Origin of the sequence: Arcanobacterium buesumense, assembly GCF_012563545.1 — a bacterium.
Lineage (GTDB): Bacteria > Actinomycetota > Actinomycetes > Actinomycetales > Actinomycetaceae > Arcanobacterium > Arcanobacterium buesumense.
Map to the genome: position 1 here is coordinate 595,834 of NZ_CP050804.1, position 20,999 is coordinate 616,832.

Consider the following 20,999-nt stretch of genomic DNA (forward strand, 5'->3'; position numbering starts at 1 on the left):
TATGTAACACCAGCAAAATCAAGGTAATCTCTTATATGGAATATGTAAGACCATATTTTGGTTTTACTATGAAACACATTTATGGTTTAACGCCACAACAAAGGGGAATACGTGACTACCACGCCACAGCTCGCCGGAGGCAGTGCAAACGGCCTCGGACTCGGTGATTCGATATACAACCAGCTCCTCAAAGAGCGCATTATTTGGCTCGGCGATCAGGTCAAGGACGAAAACGCAAATATTATTTGTGCTCAACTCCTTCTTCTTGCAGCAGAAGACCCAGAAAAGGATATCTACCTTTACATCAATTCGCCTGGCGGCTCAGTAACTGCCGGTATGGCAATTTTTGACACCATGCAATACATTAAGCCAGATGTTGCAACTGTAGGTATGGGATTAGCTGCTTCCATGGGGCAGTTCTTACTTACTGCAGGAGCAAAAGGCAAGCGGTACATCACCCCGCACACTCGTGTTCTCATGCATCAGCCACTCGGCGGTGCTGGTGGAACTGCAACTGAAATCCGGATTAATGCGGACCTGATCTTACAAATGAAACAAGAACTATCCGAACTTAATGCCAAGCATACGGGTAAGAGTGTTGAACAAATCCTTGAAGATTCGGATCGGGATCACTGGTTTACTGCCCGTGAAGCACTCGAATACGGTTTCGTGGACCACATTATTGAAGATTCATCATCTGTTGTTGGTGGCGGCGGAATGCACCACTCAGCGACTGAAAATCAAGAAAACTGAGGAAGGAGACGCACATGATTAACGCAATGAACCCGAATCAGATGTCTATGATGCCCGGTGGAAGTGCGCCACAAATGCCGTCAAACCGCTATATTCTTCCAAATTTTGAAGAGCGTACCCCATACGGATACAAGCGTCAAGATCCATACGCCAAACTCTTTGAAGACCGTATTGTCTTCCTTGGCGTGCAAGTCGATGATGCCTCCGCTGATGACGTCATGGCCCAATTATTGGTACTCGAATCGATTGATCCAGAATCGCCAATCACCATGTACATCAATTCGCCAGGTGGATCATTTACCGCGTTGACCGCGATTTATGACACCATGCAATACATCAAACCGCAGATTCAGACTGTCTGTTTGGGTCAAGCTGCTTCGGCTGCGGCAGTATTGCTAGCGGCTGGAAGTCCCGGCCGCCGTCTGGCGTTGCCAAATGCCCGTATTCTTATTCATCAGCCAGCAATGGAAGGCGTTCAAGGCCAAGCCTCCGATATTGCCATTGTTGCTGACGAAATCGATCGTATGAATGACTGGCTAATCGATACTCTCGCTTTCCACAGTGGCAAGGACCGTGACATTATCAAAAAGGATATTGCTCGCGATAAGATCCTTACCGCCACCCAAGCGAAAGAATATGGACTAGTTGACCAAGTTCTTACCTCGCGTAAGGCCGTAGATCCACAACTAGCACAATAGAGCATATACCTGTCATGCAGGAGACAAACGGCGGGGTTAAGCATCAATGTTTGGCCCCGTCGTCGTCAATACACGCCACAATCCCAAACACTTCCCACAGCACGTAATATAGTGTGGAATAGAAACAGCCGAATAAACACAACGAATGGAGACTCCCGTGACACGCACGGCCGATGCGGCAGATACGCTCAAATGTTCCTTCTGCCAAAAAAGCCAGCGCCAAGTGCGCAAACTCATCACCGGATCAGGTGTCTACATTTGTAACGAGTGTATTGAACTGTGCAATGAAATCATTGAAGAGGAATTCGGAAATGATGCCCAACCGCATGAAGAAAAAGAGCTCCCAAAACCGGCTGAGATTTTCGACTTCCTCAATGAATACGTCGTCGGGCAAGAACGTGCAAAGCGCACCTTAGCCGTGGCTGTCTACAACCACTACAAGCGGATTCGTTCCCAAGAGGGTTCTTCCCTCAAAACGAAAATGCCTGAAGAAAATGTTGAGATCGGGAAATCTAACATTTTGCTTATGGGCCCAACCGGCACTGGAAAAACCTATCTGGCACAGTCATTAGCAAAGATGCTGGATGTGCCATTTGCTATCGCAGACGCGACTGCACTAACAGAAGCTGGATATGTCGGTGAGGACGTAGAAAATATTCTCCTCAAACTTATCCAAGCAGCTGAAGGCGATACTGAACGTGCCCAACGGGGAATAATTTACATCGATGAAATCGATAAAATTTCACGTAAATCAGAAAACCCTTCGATCACCCGTGATGTTTCTGGTGAAGGAGTGCAGCAGGCGCTACTCAAAATTATCGAGGGCACAGTCGCTTCCGTGCCACCACAAGGCGGACGAAAGCATCCACAGCAAGAGTTCATCGAAATTGACACGTCTAATGTGCTCTTCATTTTGGCGGGTGCTTTTGCTGGAATGGAAGATATTGTTTCATCGCGTACCGGCCGCCGGGGAATCGGATTTGGTGCGAAATTACATGATGCTGACCGTGGAACCGAAGTCTTTAGTGAAGTAACCCCAGAAGATCTGCATAAATTTGGTATTATCCCAGAACTCGTTGGACGTCTCCCTATCATCACAAACGTTGAAGAACTCACCGTTGATGACCTTGTAGAAATTTTAACCACCCCGAAGAACGCTCTTTTAAAGCAGTATCAAAAAATGTTCGCCCTCGACGGGGTCATACTCGACGTCACCCCGGAAGCGCTACGGGCGATAGCGGAAGAAGCAATTGCTCGTGGTACAGGAGCCCGCGGATTGCGCTCTATTATGGAGAATTTACTCCGTGAACTGATGTTCGAGATACCTTCACGTGATGATGTAGAACGTGCAGTTATCGATGCCGACGTCGTAACTGGTACTGCGGAACCGCGATTAGTATTGCGCGGCGCCCAAGGGCAGACTGCGTAGCCCTATTTTGGCAGTGTGGGTGTTAACCCAGACAGTTTGTGCGTCGGGTAGGTTGGGCACAACAATCCTTTCTCGTCGTCGGAGGGTAGTAGGTTGCCTTCGTTCGTTTCCCGTTATAGCCGGTACACTTCCCGATAGTTTCGATGAAGACACATAGAAATACTCCCTAGAAGAAGATCCCAATTCTTGAGCCAAATTTTTAGGGAGCATTTCAGGATTTAGAAATCTTCATATCTATTTGTGCATGACCTGCAAAACTAGCAAAATGGCTTAGGTATATTTCTCAAACCTTCAAACGTGTCGGATAGACTAGGAAGCCTCACTAATCGTAATATTTCGTAGGTCAGGTGCTGGCGCTAGAGGATTGCTTAAAGTCAGAGTATTCCAACCTTGTTGGAGGTTAACACGAGCCTCTACTGTCTTAAAGGCACCCGAAAACGATCCGGTTGATAGCTTAGTAAAATGTTCTGTTTTCTCATTATTGATGAACATGTATAAATCTCGGTGCTCGCCACTACGATACTCAACTTTTATGTTATATGTTCCGGCGACTGGAGCATAGACGTTATTAAGTGTCACGTCATTTGAAGTTCCACCGATCCACCGGGTAGAATTCGAATCCACTCTTGTTTCTCCACGCATAATTCCATCCATCGTAGCTATTTGATAGGGTAGCGTTTCAGGAACAAATTGGTATGCTCGAAAATAGTCAATTTCAAATTCTTTGGGGTAAGCAATATTAGGGTCAAAGGGACCAGTCCAAGAATTATTTTCACGTTTTTCATACACACCCAAATAGGTAAGCATCGGGTATGCAGGTGACATCGATGAAGAATATTTTAGTTCGCCATCAATAAATACTTTGATCCCAGTGGGTTTCCACTCAAAGCCATAGGTATGGAAGTCTGCTGAAAGATCGGTCCCGGTAGATATTTTTGAAGTCCATGGAAATAAGTGAAGCCAGTCGCCCCATGGGTGGATTGCTGACTGTGCAGTGGAAGCATTATGTCGGCCTAAGATCTCAAAAATATCAATTTCGCCATTCTGACGTGATTTGCCATTGTTCCCTTCTGGCAAATCTTGGTTGGCGCCAGTCATCCACCATGCACTGTGAACACCACCGCCATTGGCGGCTTTGGCGCGCAATTCGAAGTATCCATATTTTTGCAAATGTCCACGGAATGCTTCGGTATGTTGAGCAATATCTGGGTATCCAGTCCATTTATGTAAGTAGTCTTTTTGGTATGTTTGTATGGAAGATACACGTGTTGAACCATCATAAACTGGATCCCAGGGTAGTTGATCTTTCGTAACACGAAGCTTAAGTGTCCCATTGGAAATTTCATAGTTTGCTTTGGTTCCAGCAGATGTAGACCAATGCGGTAGATAATTATCGGTAAAAAGATATGGATTAAGTGCCGTGCCATTAAATTCGGCAGACGCAGTAAGAATGAGTTTGCTTTTTTGTGGTGGCTCTGTTTCCAGTTCAAAAGTTTCGGGTTCTACAGTTTGTGCATAATTAGACACCGGATAATCGTTATTTGACTCTGCTGAGGTTCTTGATATATCACAATAGGGTAATAGTATACTTGTTGTGCATGTCAATAAACTTGTGAGTGATTGTGCCAGTATGGTATTTACTCGCATTATTTTTTTCCTTTCAAAGATCGTGCATTAGTGGCTTCATTTAACAAGAAGGCGATCAGAGATTCGCCCTGTTGGATGCAGGTAGTCGCCAAAGCGAACAAGGTCTTGATCAATTGTGTATTCATAGCGACTAATTTGTTGAATTTTTGGGCGTTGTCTGGCGCGATTAATCCATTGACGCACCGCTTCTTTTTCGCGATCAGTCAACCATGTGGATGGACATGAACTTTGTGGGAATTCGCATATTAAGCTTGCCTGGCCAGTTAACGTATTGATTTCTGGCGATAGTAGTGAGCCGCGAGTTCGAAAATAGGCGACATCTGGGTCGCAGTCAATTGCTGCTTTCAGCCATGTCCTACTGAGGGAGTTGCGCAAGGCATTAAGCACAGAAGGCCCAGAAGGATCATTAACACGTTCTACATTATCCCAATATGGTGCAGTGTCAGGGCTGACTCGAATTCCATCAAGAACTCCGAATGATGCGTTAATAACAGCACCCGAACCTAGTAGATAAACGTCATCGCCAACAGTATTGCGTATTGTTTCTAAACCTTTCCGATACGCATCTTCACGTAACATGTCACCGGTGCGTTGACCACTGATTGATGCTGCATAAAGGAAATCGAGTTTGAACATGTCGATTCCCCAATGAACAAGACGGCTCATAGTGTCCGCTAACCATTCGTGCGCAAGAGGGTTAGCAAAATCGAGTGTGTAGTAATATTGTCCCCAATTATATCCGGCAGGTTTTAGATTGCCATCATCATTATGGAGAAAGAGTTCTGGAAAGCGTTCAATAACGGGTGCCGATGATACTGCAATAAATGGTGCTATCCAAAGCCCAGTTTTCATTCCAGCGTCATGAATCTGTGCAGCTATATCGGCGATCCCGTGAGAGAATTTTGTATTGGGATTCCAATGGCCAACACTCTGTTGCCAACCATCATCAATTTGAATAGCCCCGTACCCTAGTTCTTTAGCTGGTGAAATTTCGGAAATAATGATTTCTTCAGTGATTTCTTCGAACCATGAGTACCAAGAAGACCACATAGGGCCACAAGTATCCATTACATGAAGCGGTTGGCGCATATTTTCTAATGAAACGATTTGTGCGATGTAGGAGTTAAAAACATCGCGTTCATTACCTAAAGCCACAAACCACTGAGCATGTTCCCCTTCACAGGTAGCTGTGATTCTCTCGGTGGAGATCGTCAAAAGTGGTGCCGAGGTGTTAATAGCACCTATCAAAAATGTTTGTCCGTCCGGGCCATTTAAAGCAGTCACCATAGCGCTGCGATGAAGTGTCGTGCTATCAGTGGTTATATCCTCGGCTGTGAGGCTACGATCTGGTTTATTCCAGATACGCCAAGGTTTCCGGTCCAAAGACCACCAGCGGGTAGGAGTCCATGAATTCCAGCCGTGACGATAGTATTCAGTGTTTCCCCATGGGTGAGGTAATGATAATTTGCGCGCTGAAATTATATATCCGCCTGCTACTTTTTGCGCGTTATCGATATCTATTCCAAATGAACGATAATCTACTGTCGTTGCCATGGTGTACCCCTATAAGCCAGCGGGGTGAGATTAACGTTGTATATAGTAAACCTCACCCCGCCAAACCGTTATTTCGTATCAGCTAAAATTTGATTGACTTTCTCATTTAAGGTTTTGAGAGCTTCACGTGGTTTAACTGATAGTTGTTCTATTTCATCAATAACAACTTGACCCTCAGCACCAATTTCATTTCCCTTATCAGTGATGGGGTAGTATGCAAGATTTGCTGGGTTTTCGGTTATTTCAGTAAAGGCTGAGACATCACGCCCTGCTTTTTCGTGCGCTGCAGCTGCCTTGGTAGAGAACTCTTTTAATGATGGAAATACTGTCGCGTCATCGGCAACAATGGATTGGCATTTGTCTGATGTGAGGTATTTTACCCATAGCCAGGCCCCTTCGGGGTTCTTTGCTTGCTTGGTGATAGAAGGCGCTAAACCGTTAATGATTGTTTTACGTCCTTGTGGGCCAATAGGAAGGGGAGCGAAGCCGAATGTATTCTTTTCCGATGAAGACCATAAATTGATCCGCCATGATCCATCTGGTACTAGGGCTGCTTTTCCTTGTTCCATCATCGGTTCTAAACCTAGCGGACCAGCGATCTCTAAGGGAGTGACATAGCCAGCAGCGATCTGTTCTTGCCACCAGCTTAATGCCTCAGCTAGCTTGGGGTCAGCTAGCTGATACTCAGTGCCAAATGGGTTTTTGTCGAGATATTGGAAACCATTTGATAGGGCAAGCCAAGACCATGGCCCCTGTCCGACAATTCCGCCACCTTTCTCCAAACCCCAACCATAAACTTTAATATGTTCTTTATCGAAGCCTGGTTCATCGCCGCGTTTACCATTTTCATCAACTGTTAAGTGAGCAATGAGTTTTCCAAATGTGCCACCGTCTTGTGGGTTCCAGGTGAGGTTTTTCAGTTCGTCCGAAGTGATGCCCGCCTCTTGGACTAATTGGGTATTGTAAACTAGTGCAATGGTATCCCAGTCTTGTGGAATGCCGTAGCGAGCACCGTCTTTTTCCCATAGTGAAGCTAAATCACCAGTGTATTGGCTAAAGTCGATATCTCCATCATGGATGAATGTATTAAGGTCTAGTAGTTGTCCTTTGCTAGCAAGTTCTGGATAGTACTGAACATGATTAGTGATCACATCAGGGGCAGTGCCAGAGACAAAATCAGTTGTCAGATTTTTCCAGTAATCATCCCAGCCTTGTTGCTCGATCGTGACTTTAATGCCAGTATCTTTTTCAAACGCTGTCGCACATTTCTGGTAAGTTGCTTGCTGGCCGGAATCCCACAGTCGATAGGTAACTTCCGTTGAATTGCCTTCTGTATTAGCACTGTTTCCGGACACCGGTGTTCCATTAGCGCACGCTCCGAGGCTTAAACAGACTGTGGCAACGATTGCTCCGAGGCGCATATTAGTCCGTGACATAATGATTCCTTTCTTTCGACGTCACTGTCGATCAATAGTTAAATGAATAGATTGAAACGTTGATATTATTTGGCGGCTGTTAAACCTAGTGAGTTTACTAGCCGTTTGCCGAAGAGCAATAAGAGGATAAACATTGGAATGATTTGTAGTGTTGCAGCTGCCATAAGGCCGGCCCAATCTGGTCGGGTCGAAGGGGAAGATTGAGCAAAAACAGATAGAGCGACGTTTAATAAGCGAACGTTATCAGCTTTGGCAATTAACTGTGGCCACATATATTCATTCCAGCCAAACACTGCCTGGATAATGGCTAACGTGGTGATTGGTGCAGAACTCATTGGAACAATCATTTTCCGAAAAACAGTCCAACGGGAAGCTCCGTCTAACATGGCGGCCTCTTCGACTTCCCGGGGAAGAGAGAGCATGAATTGGCGTAAAAAGAAAATGCCGAAGGGGCATATCAGCACATACGGTGCAAGAAGTCCTTGGAAAGTGTTGATCCACGCGAGTTGGTCCATAAGAACAAAATTCGGTAGTGCGATGAAAATTGGGGGAATCATCAAGGCAGTTAACAAGACTACGAACAGAGTGTCGCGTCCGCGAAAGTGTAGACGTGAAAGTGCGTAGGCGGCCATTGTAGAAGTTGTTACTTGAGCACACACTAAGATGACGACGAAGAGAATTGAATTTCTTAAGTAGAGCAAAAAATTGATGGTAGCTGCGGTGCCACCAGCTGCGATACTTTCTTCCGGAGTTGTCATTCCCAATACTCTCCGGAAATTGATGAACGTTGCGTTATCAGGTACTACAGAGTAGTTACCCGAAAAAATCTCCGAGTTTGGTGTCAATGCAGTTCGTAAGGCCCAGAGTAACGGCAATAGCGTTACAACGATGAGCATGATAAGAATACCCCAGCCTATAATGCGGGAAGTGGTTGGTTTCTTCGACGTCATTGTCATCACTTCTTCCTGTTGAGAGTATTGAGATTAATCCAGATCGGATTCGTTTGAGCGAGCCAAACGCAGTTGAATGATGGTTAAGAGCATAAGTCCGAGCATAAGAACTACGGCCATCGCAGAAGCGTAGCCCATGTCAAATTGTTCAAAAGCCTTTTGATAAATGTAAAGGTATATGACTCGTGTCGAGTTGCCAGGCCCGCCAGAAGTGGCTACTGAAACAGTGTCGAAGATTTGGAAAGAGCCAATCATTGAAACCACAACTACTAGCACGAGAATGGGTCTCAGTAGGGGGAGGGTAATATGGTGGAAAGCTTGCCATGTTGAGGCTCCTTCGGTTTCGGCAGCTTCGTAGATCATTGTTGGTATGGTTTGCATGCCGGCAAAGAGCAGGAGACCGGTGTAACCCATATTTCGCCAAGAATTAACTAATGCCACAGTATAGATGGCAATATCTGAGTTGCCATAAAACGATATCGGACCAATGTCAAGTAAGCCGATCAGGTGGTTGAGTAGTCCTACGGTAGGATCGAGAATAAATAATGTAATTGCTGCGATAGTGACATTAGGGACTAGCCAGGGTAGAAGGAGCGTCGACCGGATGAGGGTAGACTGTGAGACTTTTTGCATCAATAAGGCAATGCCTAGGCCAGCTATGGTTTGAGTGGTGATATTTACGATAACGTAAGTAAAGGTGACTTTGATGGAATTAAGGAATGTTGCATCTTCGATCAGGCGTTTATAGTTGTCAAGTCCTACCCATGTGGGTTCTTCTAACAAGTTCCAATCAGTTAGAGAGATATGGATACCACGAATGATTGGAATGCAGTAGAAAATCAGAAATCCGATAACTGCTGGTGCGAGGAAAATAATTGCAGCTCGGCCTTCGCCTGGTCTACTGAAATGGCTACCGTAAGGTGGGTAGGGGTGTTTCGTGGATTTAGGGGACATAAACTTCATCGGATCTCCAAATATACTGATGTAGCTTCGTTGCTAAGATTTGCGGAGTGTTCGACTTGCCGTGGTTACATTATTACGTTAGTTTCTTATGTATGTCAACTGTTAAATCTATTCAAGGGGCAACCCGCCGAGTCCAGCGCCGTGTCAATCTTCTTGCCACCTACGAACAACTTGTTAGTGGCGCCTACGCAATTAGTGCTATTGCTAGCAATATTGGTGTAACTCGGCCAGCGGCGGAAAGTATTGTAGATGATTTAAATAAACTTGGTTGGCTTACTCAACTTCAGCCTGATAAATCCTTTGGAAGGCCGGCGATACGATGGACGGTCAACTCACGAACAGTCTATGTTCTGGGGTTGGATATTGGTGCTCATCATTGCACATCGATGCTTTCTGATTTGCGTGGTGAAGTTATCTCTGAGGAGACGATAGAGCTTCCCCCTGACCTTCCAGCACAAGAGCGTCTTGAACGTGCTAGCGCCACTGGATTAACTGTAATAAAAAAGGCAGAATTGTCGAAAGAAGATATTACACTGTGTGCAGTTGCGTCCCCTGGAGTTATCGATAATGGAATTGTCCGTTATTTCGGTGGGTCTGGGATGCCTGGATGGCAAGGTCGCAATATCGTCAGCGAGGTATCCCGAGCATTTGGCCGACGAGCAATTGTCGCAGGTGATTGTGCTCTTGGTGCTTTAGGAGAAGCGTGGCAAGGTGCTGCAGTTGGGCATGACGACGTCGTTTATGTTTTATCAGGAGAGCGTACTGGAGCTGCAGCTATTATTAATGGGCGAATTCATCGAGGCTATCTTGGGGCGGCTGGGCTTATTGGGGAACTTGCGCCTCTAAGGTGGCGTGAGATTGAAGCGGGTACTTATGTTCAGCAACTCTATGAAACTACTAATATTCCCAGTAGGACTGAGATTTTTTCGAAGTATTATGAAGATCAACAGTCACGGGAAATCGTTGACGATTTCGCTGACGCTCTCGCTCTTGGAACTGCCGCAATGATACTAGCTTTGGGGCCATCACACGTAGTCCTTGGTGGAAAGTACTCCACCTTTGCAGACCGATATCTGACGCGCTTTATCGACAATCTAATGGATATCTGTCCAATCATGCCAGAAGTATCAGTATCGAAACTTGGGTCTCGAGCGATTTGTTTGGGTGCTGTGCGCTACGGCCTTGACTATATTAATGAGTCCCTCTCGCAAAGTGTGCTGTCAACAGATGTGTTTCCTTCTGTAGAGGGCTTTAACCAACACTTCGAGCACACTTTCTAGAGCCTACTCGCCGTAAATTTCTCGGATATGGTCTTCAAACGCCTCCAACACTACATTGCGTCGGACCTTCAACGACGGCGTTAAGTATCCGTTACCTACAGTGAAATCTGTAGGAAGAATAGTGAACTTACGGATAGACTCCGCACGTGAAACTCGCTCATTGACTCGCTTTATTGCGCGGTCAACAGCAGCTACTACCTGTGGATCGCTAATAGCATCGGCAACTGTCATTGACGGTAAGTTGTGGTTCATAAGCCACTGTGGCAAAGCCTCGGCGTCCAACGTTATCAAAGCCCCAATAAATGGCTTCTTGTCGCCAACAACAACGACCTGTGAAATTAGCGGATGGGAACGAAGCCGATCTTCCAACACAGCCGGTGCAACGTTCTTTCCACCTGCGGTAACGATCAGTTCTTTCTTGCGTCCAGTGATCCATACGAAGTCATCTTCATCGATTCGCCCAATATCGCCGGTACGGAACCAGCCGTCATCCGTAAATGCAGCAGCCGTAGCCTCCGGATTATTATGGTAACGCTGAAACACGTGGTCGCCCTTGATAAGAATTTCGTCGTCGTCGGCGGTCTTAACGTAACATCCCGGGTAGGGTAGGCCAACTGATCCAATGCGCATATAGTTTGATCGGTTGACTGTTGTTGGTGCAGAGGTCTCAGTTAAACCATAACCTTCCAACACGGTAAGCCCGATGCCACGGAAGAACGAGCCAAGCCGTTCGCCCAGCGGTGCGCCCCCAGAAATAGCGTAGCGCAACTTGCCGCCAGTGATCTCCCGCAACTTCGAATAAACGAGCTTGTCGCCCAGCCGATGCTGTGCAGTGAGCTTCGCTGACGGGCCTTTAGCAGTTCCTTGTGCTCGTGAATAGTTAATAGCGACCTTAGCAAACGTACGGAACAACCGCAGTTTGATACCTTTACCCGCCTTTGAATCGGCCGAGTTGTAAATCTTTTCGAAAATACGCGGCACTGCCAAAATGAAAGTTGGCTTGAACGACTGCATATCAGCTACGAGATTCTTCGTGCCACAGTATCCAACAGTGGCGTTACCAATCATTGCGACCAGGTTAATGAATCGAGCAAAGACGTGCGCTTGTGGCAAGAATAAAAGTGTACGGGATCCTTTATATGAGATGACGTTCGTCAAACCTTCATCGGTCGGTCCATTCATAGCCACATGCAACACATTACGATGCGAGAGCTCCGCACCCTTAGGGCGTCCAGTTGTGCCGGAAGTGTAAATGATAGTCCACAGATCGTCCGCGTGGATCGCATCGATACGCTCATCGATAATGTGATCGTCCTCGATATTTCCACGGGCAGAGATTTTCCCTTGGGCGTCTTCGCTGATCACGAAAGCGTCTTCAAAATGGTCAAACTTTGCCAAAATTGGTGCGAGAACGTTGTACATTCCCTGGTTTTCCACGATCGCAAAGCGGATGTGTGCGTCTTGGATAATCCATTCTGCTTGTGCCGTTGATGAGGTCTCATAAATCGGGATAGCGTGGGCGCCCGCGAATTGAATCGCAAAGTCGAACAGCGTCCATTCGTATGACGTGTGGGCCATAATCGCGATGCAATCGCCGGGCTGTACACCCATGGCGATAAAGCCACGTGCTAAGGAGCGTACCTCTTCGATGAGTTGATGCCATGTGACGGGCACCCAGTTATTGCCGAGATTTGACTTGCGTTCAATCACGACGTGCTTGGATCGTTCCTCGCCATAGCGTCGAATAGTGGACGGGACGGTCATATTATCGGATATTTTTACTAGGCCAGGAATGAATGCTACGCCTTCATCTTCAATATACTTGCTCACGGAGGTCCTCCTTCAGGAACGCTTAACCATTCTTACGATACCGTAAGTTTTTGTGAAGGGGGAGGATATTGCGTGTGTTGCGTGCGACGCACATAGCCATATTATGGCACGAGCCCGGCACGATGTAACGTCAATGCCGGGCTCGTATTTGAATAGAAAGATTACTTCTTCTTTGGCTCTGGTTCAGCTAGGTCATAAGCCGTCACAGTCGGTGTTTCCACATCGCTTGTTTCGACGACGAACTGGCCATCTACGTGAGCGGCTGCAACAATATCGGAGCTAACTGCAGCAATCTTCGCCTCGTCAAGTTCCGGAACTGTCAGCGTGACAGTGTGGAACGAGGTACGCTGCGAGACCTTATTCTCCGACTTAATTTTGCGCAGTGCTGCCAACGCTTGACTTGCAACGTGTAAGGTAGCTGGATCGGCATCACCAGAAGCTTGAGCCAATGGAACAATCGATGGCCACTGTGCACGATGAACAGATCCAGTGCGATACCATGACCAGACCTCCTCAGCTGCGTATGGCAGGATCGGAGCGAATAAACGAACGAACGTATCCACTGCAAGGTTCAACGCAACACGTGCAGAGCGTACTGCATCGGTATGGCCAGCGGCAGCATACTTTCCGTCCCGGTCATATGCGCGATCCTTAACAAGCTCGAGGTAGTCATCGCAGAAAGTCCAGAAACACGTTTCGGAGATTTCAAGTGCTCGAGTGTGATCGTAGTTCTCGAATGCTTGAGTTGCTTGTTCAACCACGTGAGCAAGCTCAGCCAGCATAGCGCGGTCGAGCGGTTCGGTGACCGCAGAAGAATCGAGATCGACCTTCACGCCAGCGCCGCCCATCTGCAACGCAAACTTCGAAGCATTAAGAAGCTTCATCGCCAAGCGACGACCAATCTTCATCTGCTGCTCATCGAAAGCTGCATCAGTACCCAAGCGTGCCGAAGCCGCCCAATAGCGAACCGCGTCCGAACCATGCTTTTCTAGCAGACCCATCGGGGTCACAACGTTACCCTTGGACTTACTCATCTTCTTACGGTCCGGATCCAAGATCCAGCCTGAGATAGCAGCATGCTTCCATGGGACGTCATCAAATTCGAGATGGGCACGAACCATGGTGGAGAAGAGCCAGGTACGAATAATGTCTTGGCCCTGTGGGCGAACATCCATCGGGTAAACCTTGGCGAATAGATCTTCGTCAGTTAACCAGCCGCCAGCGATCTGTGGAGTCAACGACGACGTCGCCCACGTATCCATAATGTCAACTTCGCCAACGAAGCCGCCAGCCTGGCCACGCTGCTCCGCAGTGAAACCTTCAGGAACATCGGTGGTTGGATCGATCGGGAGCTGGTCGATAGACGGAACGATAACGTCGTCGTAATCAACATCGCCAGCTTCGGTGACACGGTACCACAATGGCAACGGAACGCCGAAGAAACGCTGACGGGACACGAGCCAGTCAGTGTTCAAACCTTCAACCCAGTTATTGTAGCGAACCCGCATAAAGTCAGGATGGAAAGCAACTTCCTCACCGCGAGCCAAGAGGTTATCGCGCAGATCCTTGCCGTTGGAATCCTCATGCGGGCGACCGCCGTTGCGGATGTACCACTGACGGGAGGTAACGATTTCGAGTGGCTTATCGCCCTTTTCGAAGAAGTTCGTCATACGAGTGGTTGGCTTTGGTTCACCAAGCATTTCACCGGTTTCCGCCAACTTTTCGACAAGTGCTTTACGAGCAGAGAACGTGGTCTTGCCAGCCATCTCTTCGTACATCGAAACGCCTGCCGGGGTAGTGATCCACTCTGGGGTCTCGTTCAGCAGACGACCATCTTTGCCAAGCACCGAGCGCATTGGCAGCGCCAGCTCGCGCCACCAGACGACGTCGGTAACGTCACCGAACGTACAGCACATTGCAATACCCGCACCCTTGTCCATCTCTGCCTGTGGATGAGGTAGGACTGGAATTTCGACGCCGAAGACTGGTGAGGTAACAGTTGTGCCGAACAATTCTTGGTAGCGTTCATCGTCTGGGTGAGCAATAAGTGCCACACAAGCTGGCAGTAATTCTGGGCGGGTGGTTTCAATGACGACGTCGTCACCGCCGTCGGTACGATGGAACGCAAGTGAATGGTATGCGCCAGGGTATTCGCGGGCTTCCAACTCAGCCTGGGCAACTGCGGTCTGGAAGGTAATATCCCACAGACCCGGGGCTTGTGCCTGGTAGGCTTCGCCACGTTCAAGATTCTTAATGAAAGCAGCCTGGGCAACCTTTTGTGCCTTAGAACCAATGGTTTGGTAATTCTGCTCCCAGTCGACTGACAGGCCAAGGTGACGCCACAACGCTTCAAACTGCTGCTCGTCCTCTTGGGTCAGTTTCCAACACAACTCGATAAAGTTTGGTCGGGAAATAGGCATCTGGTCAGCGAACTTGATCGACTTGCCATCGCCACCATCATGCGGTGGCACAAAATCTGGAACATACGGCAATGACGGATCAACACGCACGCCATAGTAGTTCTGTACGCGACGTTCAGTAGGCAGGCCATTATCATCCCAACCCATCGGGTAAAAGACATTCATTCCCTGCATACGCTTGTATCGCGCAACCGTATCGGTGTGGGTGTAGCTGAACACGTGGCCGACGTGTAGCGAACCAGAAACGGTAGGAGGTGGGGTGTCAATCGAATAGACCTGAGCGCGCTCAGTGTCACGATCGAAGCGGTAGGTGCCGTTCTCGGCCCAAGCCTTGCCCCAGCGATCCTCAAGACCCTCGAGCGATACCTTGTCCGGAACCTCGGTGTTATCGAGTAATGCGGAATTATTTTCAGTCATGGCTCTATTCTTCCATGTTTTCCAGCATTCGTGCGCCGGTGGGTAAGGTGGTAGCTGTCACGTTGGGGAGTTTGAGGCTAGGCCTGATCGCGTACCACCGCAGCTCGCACCCCAGCAACAACTGCTGGGGAGAACCCGGCGTCTTCCATCGCCAACAAGCCAGCGATCGTGGTACCACCAGGAGAGGTGACCCGATCGACCAGTTCAGCTGGGATGGCCGTATCAATCGAATCCAAAACCATTTGAGCTGAACCAAGTACTGCCTGGGCGGCAACGCGCACAGCTTCGCGCTTCGTCATGCCTTCCGCGAGCGCACCACGAGCGAGGGCATCAATATACGTATATGTCCATGCTGGGGAACAACCCGCAATCGCGGAAAATGCGGAGAAAAGATGCTCCGGCAGGGTGGCTACCTCGCCCACTGCGCTGAACAGTTTTTCCACGGCGGCAAATTTTTCCGGTGATACGAAGGCGTTGGCGCACAACCCCGTCATTCCCATCCCGATCTGTGAATTGACGTTCGGCATTGCACGCACAATCGGCTGATTGGCCGGGGCGTGGCTGGCAATATCCGCGAGTGACACCCCAGCAGCCACCGAGACTAAAAGTGTACCAGGGGAGAGGTGAGGGCTGATCTCGTCGAGCACACTGGCGATGAGGTAAGGCTTGACTGCGAGAACGACGATCTGGCTGGCCGCCGCCACCTCCGTATTGTCAGTGGTGAAGCGGGCACGGAGTTCGGTGGCAAGCTGGGTGCCGGCGTCGGTGTTGTGACGCGAAAAAATAATCTGCTCGCCAGGCGTGCCGGAAGAAATAAGGCCGTGCATGATCGCGCTGGCCATCGAACCGGCGCCAATAAAACCAAGAGTCGTCATGGACCTACCGTTGAGATTTTCTGTCAAGATTTTGCTTAGGCATTTCGGTCAGTTCATTGCCGTTTTGAAGTGCCTTGGAGCCTCGCGGATGAGGAGGATAGTCTGTTGGGGACCCTAGGGATTTGTATCTTAGCCGTTGGATATTGCTACGAGGTATTTCTTTGTGTGCATCGAGATATTCGTAGAACCACGCTTGTCCGTCTCGGACCCAACGTTTTTTGCTCGCTGAACCCCAGGCGCAGATAACGAGAGTGTTTTCCGGAGTGTAGTGCCCGTTATAGAAAATGGCGTCGAGCGTCTGATGGAAGATTCCTCGATAGATGTCCGAATTCCCATCGAGAAGATGTGAAACCTTTTCGCTCTTTGTTTCGATAATTGACAGAAGATTAATCATCGTCAGCCGCTCGTAGTTCTCAAGAACAGAAGCTTTTGCGAACCAATTGTAAACTTGCCTTGCAGTATTGTCAGACTTTTCTCCTTGGAAAGCAGAAGCTGTCGAAGGATTCATTCCAATAACCACACAATGCTTGCCAGTGTTTCGTTCGACAGCTTTATGTGTCAGGAGTAGACGAAGTTTTACTTGGTCGGTCAGATCCGAAGCATCATCTAATAACTTCATATCTACGAGTTTGCCGCCGGGGATTTCATCAAATAAGGCTTGATCCTTTTTGGCACTATCCGGATCTGAATCCTGTAGTACTTGCTTGATCTTGTCTAGTAATCTATGCATAGTAAAACATTAGCATTCGGTTTGATTTCAGTGCGTCTTTTTCGAGTTTTATTTCTGAGTAAGTATCGAAATCTAGGTCCAGTATTAACAGTAGGTGGGTAACTCCTGTAATAACTGGAGAACAGATACTTTCTGGTTGTTCTACTAACCTTGCCTATTCAGATGTGTAACATCGAATGAGGGAAGTGATGTGCAGTGAATGGGGCAATAGCGCAAATCTCGACCGTATACGTCGCAGTTTGCGCTATTGCCCGATTTATTGCGAAACCACCACTCCGCGATCGAAGGAGTAGACCTGATCTGCGTGCTCGGTGTGTGCCAACCGGTGGGTGACCTCAATAATCGTCACCTCGGGCAGTTCGCGCGCCAGGCGCTCGCGGATACGAGCGTCCAGCTCAACGTTCAAATTCGCGGAGAACTCATCAAGAACCACCACATAAGGATGCATAATCAATGCCCGCGCCAAACCGAGTCGCTGTGCTTGCCCGCCAGATAGCTGGGTACCGTCTTGGCCGGTGCGGGTTTCTAATCCATCAGGCATGGCACGCACTTCGTCAGCTAATTCTGCCATTTCTAGGGCTGCCCAGACTTCCTCATCGGTGGCGTTTGGGGCGCCGAGACGAACGTTGTCCGCAATTGTGGTGTCCAGAATTTGATTCTTTTGGGTCACGAGCACCACGTGGGAGCGCAGCTCATCGAGTCGGATATCGCGTACTGGCACACCGTTGATGAGGATATCGCCAGCAGTTGGATCGTCGAAACGCAGCAACAATTGCGCGGCAGTCGTCTTTCCAGAACCAGAATGACCCACGAAAACTGTGTGCGAGCCACGCGCAACCTTCACGTTGATGTCCTTCAACGCTGCTTCACTATTATCGGCTGTTTGCGGATAATGGTAGGTGACGTTGCGCCATTCGATCATTGCGTCTTCATCGGACGACGTCGGGAAATCGCGTTCGCCGTCGGCCACACCATAATCGCTGTGGGCAATCGTCCAGATCCGTCGTGCGGAGGCGAAGGAAGCGTCGAGCGCACCGATAGCATCTTCAACTCCTTTTGGCCCTTCGAAAAGCCGCAATGCTCCGGCTGCTAAGGCTACGGTGAGTGCCGGGTCTAATCCGCTAGCATATCCTGCTACAGCCACACCAATAACCGAAAGAGCAGATAGTGAAATGTTGAGTCCGCGGCGCAATCCACGGAAAAGCGCGGGACGGCGGGTGTCAGCTGTGACGATGCCAGCAAGATGATTCATCTGGTCGAGACGTTCAGCTTCAAGGCCATAACCAACCACTTCCTCGGCGCCGAACACCGAATCGGTTATGTGCGAGACGAGGTCGGCGCGATGTGCGAGCTGAGTGGAGGTTGCGCTAAACGATTCGCGTGCTCCTAGCCACGGCACGAGCGTCATTGCTAATAGATAGCAGATAGCTGGTGGCAGCACCACGAGCCAGGAGACGTTCATTCCCAAGGATAGGAAGAAAATCGGTGGGACAACGAGCGCCGAAACTACGGGCGCGAACGTGTGCGCATAGACCACTTCGATCCGGTCTACATCACGGGTCAGCGATGCCAACAAGTCTCCAGAACGGGTTTGAGTAGTGATCATCGGGGCTTGAGGCCAGAGTTTGGAGAAGGCGTAGCCACGCAGTAGTTCTAAGGCTTTAAACGCTACGAAATGTCCAAGGAACTGTTCGAGATAGTAAGCGAGAGCCTTAGCAACTGCCACTATTACGATGCCAACGAGGTGAGCACCTATTGGTTGGCCGGCGAGCGCATTTATGACAGTCCACCCAGCCCAAGCAAAAAGCACGATGTCTAGCGACAAACTAAGGAAGCGGAAAAATGTTGAAAATAAGAGCGGAGTATGAACTGGCTGAGTAATACCTGTCAGCCATCGCAACAGTTCCCGATTTGAAGGCTGAGTTAAAGGGGCGGTGCGATTCATGAACGTACTCCTTGGGAAACAGTGCCGTTAGTGACGGTGTAAACCTGGGTGGCTATGCGAAGTAGTGCACGGCGATGGGTAACCATAACAACTGTCAGATCGGAACTTATGTCAGCGATAGCATTAATAATGTGCGTTTCGGATTCCGGATCTACGTGTGAGGTGGGTTCGTCTAGGAAGAGGATGTCGCGTTCGGAGAGGAAGGCGCGAGCCAGTGAAATTCGTTGGGCTTGGCCGCCCGATAGGCGTGATCCGCGTTCGCCAACATCAGTATGTAAACCATCTGGCATTCGCCGAATATCATGGGCAACGTGGGCGCGTTCGAGGGCATCCCACATGTCTTCTTCAGTAGCGTCTTCGCGTACCAACCGCAGGTTGTCGGCAATGGTTCCAGTAAAGAGCCACGTGGTTTGAGAGACGGAGGCGGCCAGTTTGCGGATATCGGCTGGGGTCAGGTTGCGCAGTTCGTGACCGGAGATCACGATAGAGCCGTCTTGGAGTGGCAGTGAACCTTTGAGAAGCCCAAGGAGCGTTGACTTTCCGGCACCAGATGGGCCAACGATGCCAACTTTTTCTCCGTTATTGACGACGACGTTGGCCTCATGCAAGACCTCGCCGCGACCGTAATTGTAGCTGACGTTCGATACCTGGATGCGGTGGTTATTAACTGGTGTCTGAGTGGTGGGAGTATCGCTGACTACTGGGGTGGAGGTGGGCTCTGGATGGGATTGCAGGTAGCGTTTGATGGCTCGCTGGGCGGCGATTCCGCCCATGCCGATGTAGAAGAATCCAGCAACTTGGCTCAGTGGTTCGATGAATAATACTAGGAGGAATAGGGCGCTGACGGCACCGGCTATGTCTACGCGTCCGGCGTTGATTCCCCACGAAATGAGGAGAACGGACCAGCATACGAAGACGAGGGAGAAAACTCCGTCAAGGACAATGATAACGATTTGGTTTCCGGCCAAGATTTTCATGATTGCCCGGCGGTTCTTTTCGCCTTGGATGCGCAGTGATGATTCAAGACGTGGGCCAGCTCCGAAAAGACGTACTGTGGTGAGGTTGCGAATAACGTCGAGGTATTGGGTGGTGAGTTTGGCTCGTTCGGCACGCGAGCGTGCGGATACGCCGCGGAAAAGTCGGAGAAATCCGCCAACAAGCAGTGGGACGACGGGGATAGAGATAGCCATGCCGAGGCCTAGGTGCCAGTCAACACCGACAGTGATGTAGATGACTAGCAGTATGGGGGTGAAGAGCGCGGCGAGGGTTGAGCCGAGGTATTGTTGACGAAAATCGGTGAGCCGTTCGGCGTTATCTGTCATGAGCTGAATGAGTTTCGCTGATGAAAATGCGTCTGAATCGTCTTTGGGTAACGATGTGGCTGTGAAGATGCGAGACAGTATCCGATGCCGGATGCGTTTTTCTTCGGCGCGGGCGTGGGCGACGCCGGAGACGATTTCGAGTATTCCGAAGACGCCGGCGGCCAAAGCGAAGAGTGCTGCGATGCCGAACCAAGGTGTCCACGGCTGTGCACCGATGAGGAATGGGGCAAGAGCATTCGCAGTGGCAATCAGTGCAATAGCTACACATAGTTCAACAAAAATTCGCATCAGTGCGGTGTAGCGAGTTCCCCGTTTCCCGGCAGGGGAAATGACCTGCAGTGCAGGATCGGATGTTCGACGTCGGAATGGTGACACGATGGTTCTCCAAGTGATGACAACAATATCTCGAAACTAAGGGTAACCTGAGTTGGGAGGAGAACTCTAGGCTGAAAGTAATGGAATACTTTTTTACTTAGCGACACATTGTGCGTTTAAGGTTCAGCAATCTTTATATGTGGGTAATGATTAAGAGACATGGTTGTGTTGAAGTGTCGCCTATTGGGGAACATGGTGTATCTCACGCAAGGAATTTCACGTTACGTTCTGTAGAAATGCCCGAGATCATTGACTAAGCTAAGGAGATGCAATGATCCGGCAATCACCGGGGAGTATTCGGAAGAACGGCACCGTGTCTTGGTAAAAGCAGGCACAGTGCTTACTAGAACCGAACGGTTGGGCTCGTCAACGCCC

15 protein-coding genes are annotated in these 20,999 nt (G+C 49.1%); 4 read left to right on the forward strand and 11 right to left on the reverse strand.

Going from position 1 to position 20,999, the window contains the following annotated elements; genetic code table 11:
* Positions 1-111: 111 nt before the first annotated feature.
* The 3 genes from HC352_RS02675 to clpX all read left to right on the forward strand — a co-directional run bounded on the left by HC352_RS02675 (position 112) and on the right by clpX (position 2,880).
* The gene (locus HC352_RS02675; protein WP_168917462.1) at positions 112-753 is read left to right on the forward strand and encodes an ATP-dependent Clp protease proteolytic subunit; all 642 of its coding nucleotides are present in this window, start codon (positions 112-114) and stop codon (positions 751-753) included.
* Positions 754-767: 14 nt separating this feature from the next.
* Positions 768-1,451: an ATP-dependent Clp protease proteolytic subunit gene (locus HC352_RS02680; protein ID WP_305792418.1), complete on the forward strand. Its 684-nt coding sequence runs from the start codon at positions 768-770 to the stop codon at positions 1,449-1,451.
* A gap of 157 nt (positions 1,452-1,608) precedes the next feature.
* Positions 1,609-2,880 (forward strand): ATP-dependent Clp protease ATP-binding subunit ClpX, encoded by a 1,272-nt coding sequence (gene clpX / locus HC352_RS02685; protein WP_369801257.1) that lies wholly within the window; start codon positions 1,609-1,611, stop codon positions 2,878-2,880.
* 309 nt (positions 2,881-3,189) lie between these two features.
* Here the strand turns inward: clpX and HC352_RS02690 are convergent, their stop codons facing one another.
* The 5 genes from HC352_RS02690 to HC352_RS02710 form a co-directional block, all read right to left on the reverse strand.
* Positions 3,190-4,407, reverse strand: a complete 1,218-nt coding sequence (locus HC352_RS02690) for a family 16 glycosylhydrolase (protein ID WP_168917464.1) — start codon at positions 4,405-4,407, stop codon at positions 3,190-3,192.
* Positions 4,408-4,563: 156 nt separating this feature from the next.
* Positions 4,564-6,081, reverse strand: coding sequence for a glycoside hydrolase family 36 protein (locus HC352_RS02695; protein ID WP_168917465.1), 1,518 nt, complete (start codon positions 6,079-6,081; stop codon positions 4,564-4,566).
* Between the two features lie 68 nt (positions 6,082-6,149).
* Positions 6,150-7,517, reverse strand: coding sequence for an ABC transporter substrate-binding protein (locus HC352_RS02700; protein WP_168917466.1), 1,368 nt, complete (start codon positions 7,515-7,517; stop codon positions 6,150-6,152).
* A gap of 65 nt (positions 7,518-7,582) precedes the next feature.
* Positions 7,583-8,467 (reverse strand): carbohydrate ABC transporter permease, encoded by an 885-nt coding sequence (locus HC352_RS02705; RefSeq protein ID WP_211080701.1) that lies wholly within the window; start codon positions 8,465-8,467, stop codon positions 7,583-7,585.
* 33 nt (positions 8,468-8,500) lie between these two features.
* Entirely contained in the window at positions 8,501-9,430 is a 930-nt protein-coding gene (locus tag HC352_RS02710; RefSeq protein WP_231700088.1) for a carbohydrate ABC transporter permease, read from the reverse strand.
* Positions 9,431-9,522: 92 nt separating this feature from the next.
* On the opposite strand from HC352_RS02710, the gene HC352_RS02715 reads away from it, so the two are divergent.
* Positions 9,523-10,710, forward strand: a complete 1,188-nt coding sequence (locus tag HC352_RS02715) for an ROK family protein (RefSeq protein WP_168917468.1) — start codon at positions 9,523-9,525, stop codon at positions 10,708-10,710.
* A 3-nt stretch (positions 10,711-10,713) separates the two neighbouring features.
* On the opposite strand, the gene HC352_RS02720 is transcribed toward HC352_RS02715, so the two are convergent.
* From HC352_RS02720 to HC352_RS02745, 6 genes are all read right to left on the reverse strand, one after another.
* The gene (locus HC352_RS02720; protein WP_168917469.1) at positions 10,714-12,540 is read right to left on the reverse strand and encodes an AMP-dependent synthetase/ligase; all 1,827 of its coding nucleotides are present in this window, start codon (positions 12,538-12,540) and stop codon (positions 10,714-10,716) included.
* 161 nt (positions 12,541-12,701) lie between these two features.
* A complete protein-coding gene (gene valS, locus HC352_RS02725) occupies positions 12,702-15,377 on the reverse strand; it encodes a valine--tRNA ligase (protein ID WP_168917470.1) in 2,676 nt (891 codons plus the stop codon).
* A gap of 77 nt (positions 15,378-15,454) precedes the next feature.
* Positions 15,455-16,252: a pyrroline-5-carboxylate reductase gene (proC, locus tag HC352_RS02730; RefSeq protein WP_168917471.1), complete on the reverse strand. Its 798-nt coding sequence runs from the start codon at positions 16,250-16,252 to the stop codon at positions 15,455-15,457.
* A 4-nt stretch (positions 16,253-16,256) separates the two neighbouring features.
* Positions 16,257-16,982 carry a DUF1643 domain-containing protein gene (locus tag HC352_RS02735; protein ID WP_168917472.1) on the reverse strand — a complete coding sequence of 242 codons (726 nt, stop codon included), beginning with the start codon at positions 16,980-16,982 and terminating at the stop codon, positions 16,257-16,259.
* A 256-nt stretch (positions 16,983-17,238) separates the two neighbouring features.
* Positions 17,239-18,927, reverse strand: coding sequence for an amino acid ABC transporter ATP-binding/permease protein (locus tag HC352_RS02740; RefSeq protein ID WP_168917473.1), 1,689 nt, complete (start codon positions 18,925-18,927; stop codon positions 17,239-17,241).
* A complete protein-coding gene (locus tag HC352_RS02745; protein WP_247645219.1) occupies positions 18,924-20,624 on the reverse strand; it encodes an ABC transporter ATP-binding protein/permease in 1,701 nt (566 codons plus the stop codon). The genes HC352_RS02740 and HC352_RS02745 overlap by 4 nt, the downstream gene beginning before the upstream one ends.
* Positions 20,625-20,999 lie beyond the last annotated feature (375 nt).

Bases quoted from the DNA above. Each gene is read 5' to 3' on its own strand.
- HC352_RS02680 (WP_305792418.1), top strand. From the start codon at position 768: ATGATTAACGCAATGAACCCGAATCAGATGTCTATGATGCCCGGTGGA.
- HC352_RS02695 (WP_168917465.1), bottom strand. From the start codon at position 6,081: ATGGCAACGACAGTAGATTATCGTTCATTTGGAATAGATATCGATAAC.
- HC352_RS02700 (WP_168917466.1), bottom strand. From the start codon at position 7,517: ATGTCACGGACTAATATGCGCCTCGGAGCAATCGTTGCCACAGTCTGT.
- HC352_RS02705 (WP_211080701.1), bottom strand. From the start codon at position 8,467: ATGACGTCGAAGAAACCAACCACTTCCCGCATTATAGGCTGGGGTATT.
- HC352_RS02710 (WP_231700088.1), bottom strand. From the start codon at position 9,430: ATGAAGTTTATGTCCCCTAAATCCACGAAACACCCCTACCCACCTTAC.
- HC352_RS02715 (WP_168917468.1), top strand. From the start codon at position 9,523: ATGTCAACTGTTAAATCTATTCAAGGGGCAACCCGCCGAGTCCAGCGC.
- valS (WP_168917470.1), bottom strand. From the start codon at position 15,377: ATGACTGAAAATAATTCCGCATTACTCGATAACACCGAGGTTCCGGAC.
- proC (WP_168917471.1), bottom strand. From the start codon at position 16,252: ATGACGACTCTTGGTTTTATTGGCGCCGGTTCGATGGCCAGCGCGATC.
- HC352_RS02735 (WP_168917472.1), bottom strand. From the start codon at position 16,982: ATGCATAGATTACTAGACAAGATCAAGCAAGTACTACAGGATTCAGAT.
- HC352_RS02740 (WP_168917473.1), bottom strand. From the start codon at position 18,927: ATGAATCGCACCGCCCCTTTAACTCAGCCTTCAAATCGGGAACTGTTG.